13 protein-coding genes and 1 tRNA gene are annotated in these 14,717 nt (G+C 39.8%); 6 read left to right on the plus strand and 8 right to left on the minus strand.

The window, feature by feature from the left end:
• Window positions 1-23: 23 nt before the first annotated feature.
• The 4 genes from MSC25_RS16160 to MSC25_RS16175 all read right to left on the minus strand — a co-directional run bounded on the left by MSC25_RS16160 (window position 24) and on the right by MSC25_RS16175 (window position 7,017).
• Window positions 24-2,249, minus strand: a complete 2,226-nt coding sequence (locus MSC25_RS16160) for an EAL domain-containing protein (RefSeq protein WP_248443969.1) — start codon at window positions 2,247-2,249, stop codon at window positions 24-26.
• Between the two features lie 57 nt (window positions 2,250-2,306).
• Window positions 2,307-5,525, minus strand: coding sequence for an ATP-binding protein (locus MSC25_RS16165; RefSeq protein ID WP_248443970.1), 3,219 nt, complete (start codon window positions 5,523-5,525; stop codon window positions 2,307-2,309).
• Window positions 5,525-6,787, minus strand: a complete 1,263-nt coding sequence (locus MSC25_RS16170) for an extracellular solute-binding protein (protein WP_024031466.1) — start codon at window positions 6,785-6,787, stop codon at window positions 5,525-5,527. Before MSC25_RS16170 ends, MSC25_RS16165 begins: the two co-directional genes overlap by 1 nt.
• Window positions 6,788-6,941: 154 nt before the next feature.
• A tRNA-Ala gene (locus MSC25_RS16175) sits at window positions 6,942-7,017 on the minus strand.
• A gap of 164 nt (window positions 7,018-7,181) precedes the next feature.
• Between MSC25_RS16175 and MSC25_RS16180 the strand changes: the two genes are divergently transcribed.
• Both MSC25_RS16180 and MSC25_RS16185 read left to right on the plus strand, forming a co-directional pair.
• The gene (locus MSC25_RS16180; protein ID WP_024031465.1) at window positions 7,182-7,583 is read left to right on the plus strand and encodes a hypothetical protein; all 402 of its coding nucleotides are present in this window, start codon (window positions 7,182-7,184) and stop codon (window positions 7,581-7,583) included.
• A gap of 1 nt (window position 7,584) precedes the next feature.
• Window positions 7,585-8,085 (plus strand): prolyl-tRNA synthetase associated domain-containing protein, encoded by a 501-nt coding sequence (locus MSC25_RS16185; protein ID WP_004587652.1) that lies wholly within the window; start codon window positions 7,585-7,587, stop codon window positions 8,083-8,085.
• Here MSC25_RS16185 and MSC25_RS16190 read toward each other — a convergent pair.
• Entirely contained in the window at window positions 8,052-9,197 is a 1,146-nt protein-coding gene (locus MSC25_RS16190; RefSeq protein WP_029772600.1) for an MFS transporter, read from the minus strand. The two genes, MSC25_RS16185 and MSC25_RS16190, sit on opposite strands and share 34 nt — an antisense overlap.
• Window positions 9,198-9,396: 199 nt before the next feature.
• Here MSC25_RS16190 and MSC25_RS16195 point away from each other — a divergent pair, with 199 nt between their 5' ends.
• The 4 genes from MSC25_RS16195 to MSC25_RS16210 all read left to right on the plus strand — a co-directional run bounded on the left by MSC25_RS16195 (window position 9,397) and on the right by MSC25_RS16210 (window position 12,555).
• The gene (locus MSC25_RS16195; protein ID WP_004587650.1) at window positions 9,397-9,936 is read left to right on the plus strand and encodes a DUF2058 domain-containing protein; all 540 of its coding nucleotides are present in this window, start codon (window positions 9,397-9,399) and stop codon (window positions 9,934-9,936) included.
• A 160-nt stretch (window positions 9,937-10,096) separates the two neighbouring features.
• Window positions 10,097-10,420, plus strand: coding sequence for a c-type cytochrome (locus MSC25_RS16200; protein WP_004587649.1), 324 nt, complete (start codon window positions 10,097-10,099; stop codon window positions 10,418-10,420).
• A 166-nt stretch (window positions 10,421-10,586) separates the two neighbouring features.
• Entirely contained in the window at window positions 10,587-11,354 is a 768-nt protein-coding gene (locus MSC25_RS16205) for a class II aldolase/adducin family protein (protein WP_024031462.1), read from the plus strand.
• A 25-nt stretch (window positions 11,355-11,379) separates the two neighbouring features.
• Window positions 11,380-12,555, plus strand: coding sequence for a mandelate racemase/muconate lactonizing enzyme family protein (locus tag MSC25_RS16210; protein WP_054983246.1), 1,176 nt, complete (start codon window positions 11,380-11,382; stop codon window positions 12,553-12,555).
• Between the two features lie 139 nt (window positions 12,556-12,694).
• Here MSC25_RS16210 and MSC25_RS16215 read toward each other — a convergent pair whose 3' ends face one another.
• Genes MSC25_RS16215 through MSC25_RS16225 form a run of 3 tightly spaced genes read right to left on the minus strand, consistent with a single transcriptional unit; the run spans window position 12,695 to window position 14,694 of the window.
• Window positions 12,695-13,066, minus strand: coding sequence for a hypothetical protein (locus MSC25_RS16215; protein ID WP_029772597.1), 372 nt, complete (start codon window positions 13,064-13,066; stop codon window positions 12,695-12,697).
• 46 nt (window positions 13,067-13,112) lie between these two features.
• On the minus strand, window positions 13,113-13,955 hold the full coding sequence (locus MSC25_RS16220; protein WP_096042385.1) for an amidohydrolase family protein: 843 nt from the start codon (window positions 13,953-13,955) through the stop codon (window positions 13,113-13,115).
• Between the two features lie 10 nt (window positions 13,956-13,965).
• Complete coding sequence (locus MSC25_RS16225; protein WP_096042384.1) at window positions 13,966-14,694, minus strand: SDR family oxidoreductase; 729 nt, start codon at window positions 14,692-14,694, stop codon at window positions 13,966-13,968.
• Window positions 14,695-14,717 lie beyond the last annotated feature (23 nt).

The raw sequence follows: 14,717 nt of genomic DNA on the forward strand, positions 1-14,717 counted from the left end.
CCGATTGTTTAATCGGCGTTTTTTTATGCGTTTTGCAAAGTATGGTTTAGTTTTTCTAACCAGCTTTCTAATGGCTCAGGCCGGTGCAGATGGTATCCTTGTAGGATAACCTCAGGGTACTCTTGTAATAAGTCAAAGTGCGATTGATTCTCGACTCCCTCCGCTACCACTTCTAATTGAAACAACCTGCCAAGGCTGACAATCATATCAATAATTAATTTATCGTTGTTATCAGTGGGGGCTTCAAGCACAAATGAGCGATCTATTTTTAGCTCATGAATAGGTAACTGTTTTAAGTAGGTTAAACTTGAGTAGCCCGTGCCAAAGTCATCTATTGATACACGTACGCCCAGCTTTTTAAGGTAGTGTACGGCTTCAATGGCCGCTTCCATGTGATTAAGTAACGTCCCCTCTATTATCTCAATGGTGAGTTGCTGAGGATTAATATCAACATTTTTAATTTGCTCGCTTATAAAGTTTAAAAATCGCGGTTCATGAAAATGTCGACCGCTTATATTTACCGAAATATTCAAACTTGGGTGGCTGTATTTAAGCTTGGTAAGTAAATTAAGTGCATTAGTTGTAACCCAGCAGTCTAACTCAAAAATAACATCAGATTCTTCAGCTATTGATATAAATTCACATGGGCTTATAAAACCTTTTTGAGGGTGATTCCAGCGCAGCAGTATTTCTGCGCCTTTTAACGTTTGCTTACTATCAAATTGCGACTGTAAAAATATGGATAGCTCATTTTGAGGAATGGCTTTTCTTAAGTCTTGTTCAATTTCAAAACGTCGTTTAGCCTGCTCGCCAAATGTGGTATCAAAAAATGTAACTCTGTTTCCGCCTTTTTCTTTGGCTTTATAGCAGGCTGCTTCACAATTTCTGATTGTCTCAATAGCACTTTCCCATACATCGTCTCGCGGGAAAATATAAGTGCCTATACTAATTGTTAAGCTAACCTCTTGCCCATCAACGTCAAAAGGGCGGTTGACTGCGTTTAAAAGCTCTTGCGCTTTGTTTTCGGCGATTGATTGCGCACGTGTACGCCCAATTCCTTTATCTACGCTACATAAAGCAGCAAATTCATCACTGCCTAAGCGTGCAATAATATCTTTTTTATCTACATTGGCATGAATACGCTGAGCAAGCTCCTTTAAAATATTATCCCCTGCTAAAAGCCCTAAGCCATCATTAATAGAGTGGAAGCTGTCAATGTCGATAATATAAATATAGGCACATGTTTTATCGCTACTGCAATCTTGTAGTTGCTGTTCTAATTGCTTTAAAAAACCGTTACGGTTTGGCAGCTTAGTAAGCTCATCATGCCAAGTTAGGTAATCTATGCGCTCTTGCGTTACTTTTACGCTTGAAATATCACTAAAAACGCCAATGTAGTGAATGTTGGTATCTTGCTCGCTTTTTACCATGCTAAGTGTTAATAGCTCAGGGTATAGCTCGCCATTTTTTCTTCGTGTTACAAGTTCACCGCTCCAGTAGCCCGCTTCGTTAGCGTGCTTCCATACCTCATCAAAGCTAATACTTGGGTGATTATTTTGTTTGATCTCTTTTAAATCCATTTCCAACGATTCGGCTTCGCAATAGCCGGTAATTCTACAAAACGATGGATTAACAGCGATAATCTTGCCATCGCTATTAGTAATTACAACACCATCGGCGGTACTGGTAAGTGCCTGGTAAAATAACTTTTGCTTAGATGACAGCTGCTTTAGTTCTTCCTCGCGTTGGCTTAACTCTTTTGCAAGGGCTTCTATTTCGAGTAATTTGTCGTGTAAGTCAAAGTTTTTTTCGATAAGTCTGTCTAGCATGCCTTGTGCAGTAATGTGCGTACGTATGCGCGCTCTAACCAAAGCTAACTTGTAAGGTTTATGGATATAATCAATGGCACCCATTGCAAAGCCTTTCTCTTCAGACTCTACTTCAGTAAGTGCGGTGACAAAAATGATGGGAATGCCTTTGGTATTTTGCTTTGCTTTTAATCTTTTACATACTTCATAGCCATCCATGCCTGGCATCATAATATCGAGTAAAATTAAATCTGGGCGTGTGGATTCAACAAATACAAGCGCTTGTTCACCACTTGTTGAAATGCGTACATCGTAGTCTGCAAGTAGGCCCTCAACTAATACATGTAGGTTGCTAGGTTCATCATCAACAATGAGTATCAAAGGCTTTCGCGGTTGAGTTACTGCAGGTTGATTGCTGCCAGCGAGAAAGGTTGAATGCACACTAAATCCTTATTCTTTAATTACCCCTTAAAGTTAGTTTATAGTTGCCATAATTGTCTAGTTTTTATAGTTATTTCTGTATTTATCAATAAGTTTAATCACTAAAGCGTAGTTAAAGTTATCTATTGCCTCTTTTAGCTTGAATAATGGATGGGAATGATCGAATTTTTGAAGCGCAATTTCTCTAACTAATTTACTAGGAATAGGGCGGGCAGATAACGCTAAAGAATAGATTTCATCAATTAATGTATCTGGATTTTGCCCAGAGCTCATAGCTTCTGGCTGATGATTATAAGAGTTTGTTACCAGTAGCTGTCTTACTGCATAAAGTGCTAAGGTCAATTGTTCATTAAAAACACTAAGATCGGTGCATGCGTTACTGCTCAGTTCTAACTCTGCTTTTTTAGCGCTTTGCTCTAGTAGCTCTAACCCTAGGGTGCCGGCTAAGCCTTTTAAGTTATGCATCGCTCTAGCTAATGTTTTATGCTCATTATTTTTCAAGTGCTTTACAGCTACCTCCATAAAGTGGCTGTAATCGGTATTAAACTTAGTGAATATTGAATTAATGAGTTCATTATTATCTTCAAGATTAGAGCGTGCTACATTGAGGTTTAATGTACTTAACGTATGGGTTTTTGTTAGATGCTTTTCTATGCTGTCACAAAGCAGACCAAATAATAACGGCTTGACTAAATAGTCATCCATGCCTGCTCGAATGGCGGCTTTCTTATCATTAGAAAACACTGCTGCAGTTACAGCAACAATAGGCGTTGTATAACCCCTTTGACGCAATATACGTGTCGCTTCTAGGCCATCCATCACTGGCATTTGAATATCCATAAAAATAATATCAATTGTGTTTTCTTCTACTTTAATGAGTGCTTCCTCGCCATTACTTGCAGAGATAACAGTCATATTCATTTTAGTTAATAGTGCTTCAAGAATCTCTTGGTTTACAGGGTTATCATCTACTGCAAGTGCGGTGTAACCGGTAAACTGTGGGTAAGACTCTCCTTCTTTAAGCTGTGTTGAGTCGGGTAATAATAAACGCATTAACTGAGAATCAGTGTGAGTATTACCTATTGTTATAATATCAATATGATCGCTATCGGGGACTGCCTGCGGGTGCTCTTGATCGTTAATGAGTAAAATAAGCAGCAGTTTGTGTTTATTTTTTTGTTTTTGTAAGTACAGTTGCTGCAAAATAAAATTATCTTTTAGTTCTTTGTGTGACAACGTCATGATCACAATATTAAAAGGGTTACTCGGTTGAGACATTTTTGCAATTGCACGTAGCGGCTCTTGGGTAATTTCTGCAGTAATATCAGCGTTACTTAATAACTTAGTGAGTGATTTTATTTGCTCAGTATCGGGACTAATTAGTAAGGCATGCTTTTTAAGCGCTTCTTTGCTCGTCATTTTAAACGGTAGTGTAAAATAAAACTCACTCCCGACGTGGGGTGTGCTGCGTACTTGTATTTCGCCGCCTAGTAACTTGGTTAGTTGCTTACAAATAGTTAAACCTAATCCGGTGCCGCCATATTTACGTGTTGTACTGGAATCGCCTTGGTAGAACGAGTCAAAAATTGAGGCGGTTTGCTCAGGCGTCATGCCTATGCCAGTGTCTTTAATACCAAAGCGTAACTGTATTTGCTGCTCATCTTGTGTTGTGGCTTCAATTGTTACTGTTACTTCACCGCGCTCTGTAAATTTAATGGCATTACCTACACAGTTATTAATAACTTGACTCAAGTGCAGTGGATCGCCCATCAGCTCAAGCCCTGCATCAACATGCAATACAAAATTAAGGCGCAACCCTTTTTGTTTCGCATTTACCGAAAATAAATTTTTTACATTAGAAACCACGGTATGCAAAGTAAAAGGGATTGATTCAAGCTTTACTTTGTCAGACTCAAGCTTTGAAAAGTCGAGTACGTTATTAAGTATTTGCAGTAAGTTTTGAGCACTAGAAAACGCTTTATCTGCATAGTGTTTTTGTTTTGCTGGAAGAGCGCTGCTTTGTAATAGCTGCAGCATGCCTAAAATACCGTTCATTGGAGTGCGAAGCTCATGGCTCATATTAGCTACAAAGTCACCTTTCGCTTGGTTGGCATTTTTTGCTTGGGTGATGGCAACTGTAAGCTCTTTATTCATTAATTCCATTTTAGAATTAAGCGCTTGGGTTTCTGCTAGTAGCTCTTTTGTTTGTTTGTTTTTTAAATACAGCGCATTAGCCGCGGTAATAACCGAGTTAATTTCATTTTGATGATGCTCATCACTATTTAGTGTTACTTGCTTTTCATTGCTCATATCATTTAACAGCTTAGTTAATTTCGCAATGGGCTTAATGACAGAGTTAAATATAAAAAAGGTAATTACTATTATGATAACAGTGATCAGCGCGGCAAAAAGGTTGGCCATTTCGGTACTTTTTAATACGTGGTCTCTTAGCTGCTGCTCGGTCTGGGTGAGCTTTTGCTTCTCTACATCCCTAATTTTTTCGGCTAGGTAAAGCAGCTCGTTTTCTATTCCTGTTAAAACTACATTTATCGAAAACGTATAGCTACGGGTTAAAATAACTAATTGGCTATACGCTTGCTCAAGCTCGTCAGTATTATTAAGTAGGTTAACATTAGCGGTTTCAATACTCGCCAGTAGGGTATTTAAGTGTGCTAGGTTATCTTGCACATTTTGTGCTTCATCATAATTTGGCTTGTGTAAATAATTGGTTGTTGCTTGTTCTATATTGCTAATAGTTAAAAGGGTATTCACTATTTTATTTTGCTTGCTGGTTAGCGTGTTTTTTTTAAGCTCATTAAGTTGTGCTTTTAGCGCTTCAATAGGTTGTTTGAACTGTGTAATGTACAGCTGCTCTCGTTTGGTTCTGTTAACGACTACGCGATTAAATGTATCTTGGTAATTATTTAAGTACTCGTTAAGGCGCTTTATATTGTTTTGATAGTTTTCATCATACTCATTTAAATATGTACTTAGCGTATCTAAATCCCTTTTTGCAGCATTTAAGTGCATATTAAACTTTTCAATGGTATTGCTATTAGCATGATCTAGATAAGCAATGGCTTGGCTTTGTAAAGAAATCACATCGTTTTCTAAACGGGTAACAGACTCGCTTTGTAATAAAGCTTTGTGCTGCGCATTTTGCAGCTCAAAAAGTGATTTTTGCGAATAATTGAATAGGTAACTTTGCAAAATTAATAAAGTAATTAATACGCATAGGGCAATTATTATTTTTGATTTTATTGAACGGGTTATCATTATCTGCTTATTAACTCATACCATTTTTGCAAGCTGTAATCGTAAGTCGGCATAACGCTATTCCAAACAGCTACATTGCTTAAGCGTTTTAAATAGCTACCACCATTTCGCTGCTCGCCGGCTTTTACTGCGACTTGTTTTTGGGTGTTTAGTAAGTCAACCGTAGTGGGCTTGCCTAAGTACCAGTAATCCCATTCACTTGGTGAAAGCATTGCTTTTGAGCGTTGTGGGTTACTAATGTAATACCCTTGGCGAGCAATAAATGCGCCGGCCCACCCCGAAAGCCACCAGTTCATGTAATCGTATGCGGCATCTTTTTGGTTATTATTAACCTGTGACGATAAGCACATTACCCCATGCCAGCCACGGTAGCCCTCTTTTGGAGCGGCAAATCGCACGTTAACATTTTGACTATTGAGCGCGGCCACAGCGGGGGAAAACATACTTTCTATGTGCACGCGTTGGCTTTTCATAAATTCAACAGACTCTGGCACCGAGTTCCAATAACCTGCAAAATGCCCTTGGCGTTTATAGTCAATTAAAATACTAAATAAACGGTCAAGCTCGGAGCGAGTAATCGCACCAATATCTTTAAATGTTATTAACCCTTTGCTTTGTGCTGCCAAGGCAAGGTCAAATAAGCCAATTGTGGGTGCATTTACAATGCCTACTTTACCCCGGTGGGCATCATCAAGTAACCAGCCCCAACTTTCAGTTTCGTAGGCAATACCAGGTTTTATCTTAGCGGTGTTATAGCCAAAAGAGTCAACATTATGTACATAGGGCAAAAAGCTAATGTAATCGCTTTCGTTTGCGCTTAGTGTGCCGTCCTCTTGTACATTGAGTAATTTATAAGGAGCGTCGCCTGCACCTAATTTTGCATCGGGGGTGAGCTTCCCCGTTTTGGTAAGAGAATTTATTTCATTAAAGTAGGTTAGCCGTTTTTTTTCTATAGGCTGAATAGACCCCGCCCGCCAAAGTACATTAATACTGTTTGACCATTGCTCGTATAAATCAAAGGAGCCAGGGTCCATGGAGGCTTTTTGTAATACGGCAGCACTACCAGCAGGGGAAAATTCTATATTTATGCCTAAATCAAGCATTGCTTGTTTACGAATGGCTTCTTGTAGCGTTACATGTGTTCCTAAGACTCTTAGGGTTACTTTTTTTCGGGCAAACACATATGGTACATGAGTAACTACACCCGCGGTTAAACCGATGACAGCGAGCTTTTTTAACGTGGTGCGTTTAGGGGTATCCATTGTTTAAGCCAAAAGTATGATTGCTACAGATGAGATAATTTATAGCCAACAAAGACTAAACAAACAAGGAATGCGCAAATATAAAAGTTATTTTGTAGAAGATAAAAGAATAATAAGACGATGAAAAATAGGAAGTAATAGAAGAGTAGGAAAGTGGTGGAGCTAAGCAGGATCGAACTGCTGACCTCCTGCGTGCAAGGCAGGCGCTCTCCCAGCTGAGCTATAGCCCCACATTCCTAAATTACATAGTTGTAATTACTTGGCTGCTGAGTTCCAAGCGGGGTGAACTTTAAATATTTTTATAAATTTGGTCAAGTATTTTTTAGCAATATTTAACTGTTATCGTTTATTTTTGATAGACTCGAGAAAAATACCTCGCGAAACGACAAAAACAATGAAAAAAAGTATCTGTATACTTGCTTTGCTACTTGCAGGGTGTGCCAGTAATGAAGCGCCTCCTTATGAAATAAATAACAAGCAGTTTTATGAGAACGTGGATGAGCAAGGTAACAAAATATTTGCTTATGTTGTATCGGTAAAGGCTGAGCATCGCAGTAACATAAACTTAAATAACGGCGGGCGAGGCGAAAAAAGACCGAGCCGCTCTGATGTAAAACGTTACATAGAACAAGAACACTTCGAAGACTCTAGTGTGTTAAAACTTAAGCTTGAGGATGAAGCCGTCAGGTTTTTAAACGAAACCCTCAGTGAAAATAACTATTGTGAAAATAAACACGAAATTACACAAGTACTATGGCGTGACTTAAGTGTGCAGCTAAGAGGGCGTTGTTTGTAGTATGTTGGCCGATAAAGCAAAGCTTGCGCAGTTGTTAGCGCAATTAGGTATAAATTACGATGTAATAGAACACCCTGCGTTACATACCAGTTTAGATGCTGATGCATTTATGGTGGAGCGCCCAGGTACGCGACTTAAAAACTTGTTTTTGCGTGATAACGAGGGCAAAAAGCACTTTTTAGTAATTACCGCACACGACAAACAGCTCGATTTAAAAACCCTATCTAAGCAACAGGGACTTTCTCGGTTGGGGTTTGCCTCTAGCGAGCGGTTAGCACGTTATTTAAAAGTGGCGCCCGGGTGTGTGTCTATGCTTGCTTTAGCAAACGATAAACAAAGCAATGTTACTTTGTGGCTTGATCAAGATATTTGGTTTAACGAGCTGTTTCATTGTCACCCGTTTGAAAACACCCAAACTTGGCTGCTTTCAAAAAATGATTTAAATACCTTTTTTGAGCATACAGGGCATCAGCCTCGGGTAATGTTTTTACCTTCTCGATAGCCTAAAGTGACTAAGACTAAACCAATAAAACACACACTCAGTAAGCAAAGCATAAATGCAGTTTGCCCTGAGTGTTGATAAACAATACCAGGCAATAACGAGCCCAGTGCCCCGCCACTATAATAAAACGATACATACCCGCCATTTGTTACACTTGCAGGCGCTTTGCTAATCTTGTTAACAAGCGGAGCAGCGCTTGAGTGTATAACAAACATAGCAGCACAAAATAACGTAAACGCGATTAAAAATACACTCAGTTGCTGGCTTATAAGTAATACAATGCTTAAGTTATACACGATAAAAACCGCAGCAAGTAAATGCCAAGCTGAAGGCACTTTTTTAGCAAGCCAAGGTGTTGCAATAGATGCTAAAGCACCGATTAAGTAGCCGCTGTACACTAAGCCAATATCGCGTGTGTTTGTAATTAAAAAGGTGTTTTGCAAAATAAACGGTAGGTAATTTAATAAGGCTGCAAAGCAAAAAAACATACAAAAAACGGCACCATACAATTTTAGTACTGCCGCATCTTTTAGCTGCTTAATATACGTTAACGGCGTAAGTGCTGACTGATTAGATACCACAAAGCCCGTGGGCTTTATACTGATAGCCAGGCCAATAAGCACAATCGAAATAACATAATAAAAACTTTGCCAATGCCATACATCACTAAATAAAGCGGCCAATACTCGGCCAAAGTAGCCCCCAGCTATGGTACTGCCTATGTATAAGGTCATATTTTTTTGTAAGGCATCTGCGCTGTAACGTATACCAATAAAGCTTGTCATCGCGGTGAGCGCGGCAGGTAAGGTTAAGCCTTGTATAAAACGCACCAAAAGTAATAGCTCAAAACTTGGCGCTACTGTAAACAGTATGCAGCTCACTCCTAAAATAAACATAGCAATACGTAAAATAATAAGCGGGTTTTGCTTGGCTAAAAATAGCCCATAAACCAAAGGTGCAATTGCTAAAGGCAGCATGGTTACGCTCATTAAGCTGCCGGCAAGCGCAGGGGGAACGTTAAATTCGCTAGCAAATAAGCTCAATAAAGGCTGAGGCGCGTACAGCACAAAAAATATAAACACCGAGCAAATAAGTAAGTGAGCAAAACGCATTGTAGGGCTTAAAACATAAGCTGATAAGTTAGCCAAAGTATATGAAAAATGGCTTATATTTCATAGGTTAAATCATTAACAATTGCGCTAAATCAAAGTGTATATTCAGCCCTTTGCTAGATTAATGCTAATAGCACTGTTATTTGTACTCGTTGGTGATTAAAATAAACCTAATATAAGTTTTTAGTGGAACAAAGCCATGGGTTCATTACAAGACCAATTGCTGCAAGCAGGGTTAACAACATCGCACAAAGCTAAAGTTGCTAAGTCAGAAAAACGTAAGCAACAAAAAAAGCAAAAAAAAGGGGCTACCAGTAACCCAAGCGATCTGCAAAAGCACATACAGCAAACTAAATTAGAGCAGCAAAAAAAGGCTGAAGAACTTAACCAGTCGCGCCAAGAAGAGCTTAAGCAACGTGAGCAAGTTGCTCGTGTTAAGCAAATACTTGAGCACCATAATCAAGACTCTATTCGTGGTGAGCGTACCTTTAATTTTACTTACGATAACAAAGTAAAAGGGATAGATGTAAACGAGAAAACCCAAAAAGCGTTATCGGGTGGTCGTTTAGCTATTTGTGTACTGGAAGGGCAGTTTTACGTACTCGATGATGAGCCGGCGCGTAAAGTCGCAGAAGTTGATGAAAAGTACATTGTTTTTCATGTTGAACCTGAAAACAAACCAAAAGATGAAGACGACCCATATGCAGACTTTGAAGTACCAGATGATTTAGTATGGTAAGTGTCTGTTCAGTATTGTTTGCTAAAGTTAACAACAATGGCTGAAAACGTAGTCATGTTTGTTTGATCGCCTAACGTAAATTGATACGTATGCTTTTTACTAGATTGTTTACTACAATCAATAGACTATTTTCTAACCGTCAAAAAGAAGAGTGAATATAATGAGCAAGATGAAAGCACTAATAGTAGGCGCGGGTATTAGTTTAGCCGCAAGTTTTTCGTTTAACGCCGCCGCTGCTGATGGCGAAGCCCTTTACACCCAAAAAATGTGTCAAACATGTCACGGTGCAGAAGGTAAAGCACCTATTATGGGCGCATACCCTAAAATTAATGGTCAAAACAAAGACTATTTAGTGGCCCAAATGAAAGATATTAAATCGGGCGCGCGTAGCAATGGTATGACTGCCGCAATGAAAGCAATGGTTGCAACGGTAACGGACGAAGAGTTTGAAGCAATTGCTGACTACCTTTCAAAGGTAAAATAAAGCACCGCGTTTAAAAACGTATTATCGTTTTAAATTAAAGTGCAGCGTAAACAGCCACACAATTGTGTGGCTGTTTTGTTTGTGTTTGCTATAAAATTAATACTGCTTTAGACTTCTAAACATCTATTCGTACTTGTGTTGTTGTACGTATTTTAAAAGGCTGATTATGATTGATTTACCCCAACTAGATTTAAAAAATAAAGTGTCGGAGCAAGAGTGGCAATTGCGCGTAGATTTAGCAGCTTGCTACCGATTAGTAGAGCATTTTCGTTGGGGGGATTTAATATACACGCATTTATCGGCACGTTTACCTGGCACTGATCACTACCTTGTAAATGCGTTTGGCTTAACGTTTGACGAAGTAACTGCATCAAACTTAGTAAAGGTTGATTTGCACGGCAATATTATTGACGACACCCCCTTTAGCATTAACCCAGCTGGTTTTACTATCCATAGCGCAATTCACGAAGTGCGTGAAGATGCTCATTGCGTTATTCACTTACATACTAAAGAAACCATTGCCGTTGCTACACAAAAAAATGGCCTATTGCCACTAAGCCAATACTCTATGTTTTCGCTCCCTTCGCTGTCGTACCATGGCTATGAAGGGCTGGCTGTAAATGATGACGAGCGCAAAGTATTACAAGATGATTTAGGCAATACCAATCATATGCTATTGGTAAATCATGGTGGCTTAACCGTAGGTCCAACCGTAGGCGATGCCTTTATGCGTTTTTATGACTTGCAACGTGCCTGCGAAATTCAGCTTGCATTACAAGCCAGCTCACAAGAGGTTATTCCGGTGCCGCAGCCAATTATCGACAATATTTATAACCAAGCTAATGTGGTACATAGCGGCAGCACAGGTGGGCAATTAGCGTGGCCTGCCATGCTGCGAAAAGCGTACCGACTTGATCCCAGTTTTGCACAATAGCCTGCGTGGCTAATAAGGAATTTTAATGAAAGTAAATCGCGTAGAAGTATTTGATATTCATTGCCCAGAGCGTCCAGCTTGGACGCCGGTTTTTGTACGTATTCATACCGATGAAGGTATTAGTGGTGTAGGTGAAGCTGGTTTAGCTTACGATTTAGGCCACAGCGCAGCAGCAGCAATGATAAAAGAAATGGCTGATGCTTTTTTAATTGGGCACGACCCGTTTCAAACCGAAAAGTTATGGTCGCGTATGTTACGCGAAAGCTTTTGGGGTTTAGGTGGCGGCCCTGTTGTTTATGCAGCAATGAGCGCCATAGATACAGCACTTTGGGATATAAAAGGTAAAGCACTTGGTTTACCGGTATACCAATTACTAGGCGGTAAAGTAAACGATAAGCTACGTACTTATGCATCGCAGCTACAGTTTGATTGGGACAGCGAATTTAAAGCGTTAGTACAACCGCAAGAATACGCAGAAGCGGCGTTAAAAGCGATTGGCGAAGGTTATGATGCAGTAAAAGTTGACCCTATCCAATACGATAAAGACGGCAATACGTATTACGACCGTACTAAAATAATTTCTCGCGCTGAAATGAAGCTATACCGTGCTCGTATGCAAGCTATACGTGAAGCAGTTGGCGATGAAGTGGATATTATTTTTGAATGCCACAGCTTACCTGGCGCAACCTCTGCTATACAAATTGGTGAAATAGCCGAAGAGTTTGATTGCATGTACTACGAGGAGCCAGTTAACTACTTAAACCATTCTTTACATGCAAAAGTAGCAGATAAAGTGGCAGTGCCAATTGCAGGCGGTGAGCGTTTATACAACCGCTGGGGTGTGCGCCCTTATTTAGAAGATCAAAGCATTGATGTACTTCAACCTGATATCGGTTTATGTGGTGGCTTTACTGAAACTAAAAAAGTATGTGACTACGCTGATATTTTTGATGTGCGTATTCAGGCGCATGTATGTGGTGGGCCTGTTGCTACTGCCGCGTCGTTACATTTAGAAACCGCTATTCCTAACTTTTTGATTCATGAGCATCATACATATGCCATTAAAAAGTGGAACCGAGAGCTGTGCTTACAAGATCCACAACCAAAAAATGGCTTTTTTGAAGTATCAGAAGAGCCAGGCTTAGGCATTGAATTAAATGATGAGATTGTTATGCGCTCGCAACGTGTAGAAATTAAATAATTTAAGCTTTATTTAAAGAGCGTTATTTAAATACTATTGTTTAAAGTAAAAGCCGGTAAGTGATAGCTCACTTACCGGCTTTTTTATAGCTGTGTTTCTCTAATACCTATGAGCAATACCATTTGAATAGTTAGTGGGTTTAATTGGCAAGATTGATTGTACACGTAACGCCTTTTATCTCAGCGGTGGCTTTACTATCAAGGTGGCGTATATAGCAGCGATTATTGTTTATCATTAATTCAAATTGATCAGGAAAGTTAAGCTGTTGATTGGCTGTTATATCGCTACGGTTTGTGTTTTTAAGAGTAAAGGTACTGGTGTGAATAAAGATATCGTCAGCAAGCGTTACGTTTTTTATATGCATTAAGCGCTCTATAACACGCTCTACCGCTTGGCTATTTGGCTCGGTAAGTAAGGCGTGGTGCAGCTTAGGAGTAGGCTGCGTGTTAGATGCGCAACCACTTAAAATAGTTAAGATGCCAAGGGCTGATAATTGCGAATGTAATGTCATAGTCATTGCCGCATTTACGTAAGTGGTTAAATTTAATATAGCTTATCTAGGGTATGTTATAAAAATGCTTAGCATTTGCGTAGCTAAGGTTGTGCCATATTTTATTTGTTTTACACAAAGCTTGATGGCTATGCCAAACATCATTATAGCTTGCGTTAATTTGGCAAACCGGAAAGTTACTCGCAAACATAATGCGCTGCTCGCCAAAGTACGAGAGCATAGTTTCAAAACAATCTTGTTGCTGTTGTAAATTCAACGCTAAAAGCTCAAAACCCGAAAACTTAATCGCTATATTATTGTGCGCACTTAGCATGCGAATGCTTTGCTGCCAGTTATTAATATTATTAGGTAGGCCGCCATGGTTTATTATTATTTTTAGCTGAGGCAGCGCCTTAGCGTAACGAGCAAGCTGAGCAGCTATTGCAGTATTTTCAAGCTCAAACTGGGCTTCATAATGCAGCCCTTGCTGGCAAAGGGTTTGCAAATTACTAAAGCACTCTGGGTTTAATAATCGCTGTGCATCTGAGCCTTCGGTGATATCCCGTATGCCTATTAAATGCGGGTGGGCAAGGGCGTTTATTGCTTTTGCAAATTGCACAGGTGCGCAATCTAACTGAGCGTAACTAATGGCTTTAAAGGGAAGCTTTTTTAAATGCGCCGTTAGCCAATTAAGTTCGTTAATGGGGGCGTTGTTATCAAAACCTGCCTCTATATGTACTATGCCGGCGAGGGTAAAGTCACTGCTCTCTAGTAGCTTTTTTTCACTAATAGGTTGTTTTATTAACTCTAAATTTGGCCATGCTGGTGGGTTTTCGCCTTGCAGCCAAGTATATTGCCCCTCGGCAAGGTTAAAAAAATGCACGTGGGGGTCAATAATTTTCAGGCTCATCGGCATGTGCTCATTGTGTGGTATAGCCGCCATCAATATGTTGTAGGCTACCGGTTATAAAGCTTGCATCATCACTTGCTAAAAAGCTAACTAACGCGGCAACTTCATCAGCTTGTCCTAAGCGGTTTAGCGGTTGAAGGCTTGCCTCTTCTGCCACTATATCGGCCTTGTTAGCCCCACTTTTTTTACAATAAGCATCTATCGCGTTGTGAAATAGAGGGGTTTCTATTGTCCCTGGGCATACCGCATTCGCGCGAATATTAAATTGGGCGTAATCAAGCGCTGTGGTTTTTGCCATAGAAGCAAGAGCATGCTTTGTCAGGTTGTAGGCAAACGAGTTAGGTTTACCAATTATTGCCTGATCTGAGGCTATTAAAATAATGGCGCCATTGTTTTGCGCTTTCATGCTGGGTAGTACACTTTGTACAGCCGCATAGGCCCCTTTAACGTTCAATGCAAATAATGCATCGAAAGTATGCTCATCGGTATCCTCAATGCTAGCACTGAGGTGTTTACCGGCGTTAGAAACAAGTACATCTATGCGTGGGCTTTGTTTACAAATGGCCGTAATACATGCTTTTACAGCACTAACATTACTCACATCGCATTGGTGAAAAACCCCCAGCTCGCTGTACTCAATATCCAAATTGTGCACCGTGTAGCCATTTTCAATAAAGCGTTTTACAACTGCTAATCCAATGCCTTTTGTACCGCCTGTAACAATAGCAACCTTAGACATACTTGCTCCTAATTTAAGGTGTG

Source organism: Pseudoalteromonas sp. 1CM17D, assembly GCF_023161805.1.
In the GTDB taxonomy this organism is placed as follows: domain Bacteria; phylum Pseudomonadota; class Gammaproteobacteria; order Enterobacterales; family Alteromonadaceae; genus Pseudoalteromonas; species Pseudoalteromonas atlantica.

Coding starts and splice junctions, on each gene's coding strand:
- MSC25_RS16165 (WP_248443970.1), bottom strand. CDS start 5,525: ATGATAACCCGTTCAATAAAATCAAAAATAATAATTGCCCTATGCGTA.
- MSC25_RS16170 (WP_024031466.1), bottom strand. CDS start 6,787: ATGGATACCCCTAAACGCACCACGTTAAAAAAGCTCGCTGTCATCGGT.
- MSC25_RS16180 (WP_024031465.1), top strand. CDS start 7,182: ATGAAAAAAAGTATCTGTATACTTGCTTTGCTACTTGCAGGGTGTGCC.
- MSC25_RS16185 (WP_004587652.1), top strand. CDS start 7,585: ATGTTGGCCGATAAAGCAAAGCTTGCGCAGTTGTTAGCGCAATTAGGT.
- MSC25_RS16190 (WP_029772600.1), bottom strand. CDS start 9,197: ATGCGTTTTGCTCACTTACTTATTTGCTCGGTGTTTATATTTTTTGTG.
- MSC25_RS16195 (WP_004587650.1), top strand. CDS start 9,397: ATGGGTTCATTACAAGACCAATTGCTGCAAGCAGGGTTAACAACATCG.
- MSC25_RS16200 (WP_004587649.1), top strand. CDS start 10,097: ATGAGCAAGATGAAAGCACTAATAGTAGGCGCGGGTATTAGTTTAGCC.
- MSC25_RS16205 (WP_024031462.1), top strand. CDS start 10,587: ATGATTGATTTACCCCAACTAGATTTAAAAAATAAAGTGTCGGAGCAA.
- MSC25_RS16210 (WP_054983246.1), top strand. CDS start 11,380: ATGAAAGTAAATCGCGTAGAAGTATTTGATATTCATTGCCCAGAGCGT.
- MSC25_RS16215 (WP_029772597.1), bottom strand. CDS start 13,066: ATGACATTACATTCGCAATTATCAGCCCTTGGCATCTTAACTATTTTA.
- MSC25_RS16220 (WP_096042385.1), bottom strand. CDS start 13,955: ATGAGCCTGAAAATTATTGACCCCCACGTGCATTTTTTTAACCTTGCC.
- MSC25_RS16225 (WP_096042384.1), bottom strand. CDS start 14,694: ATGTCTAAGGTTGCTATTGTTACAGGCGGTACAAAAGGCATTGGATTA.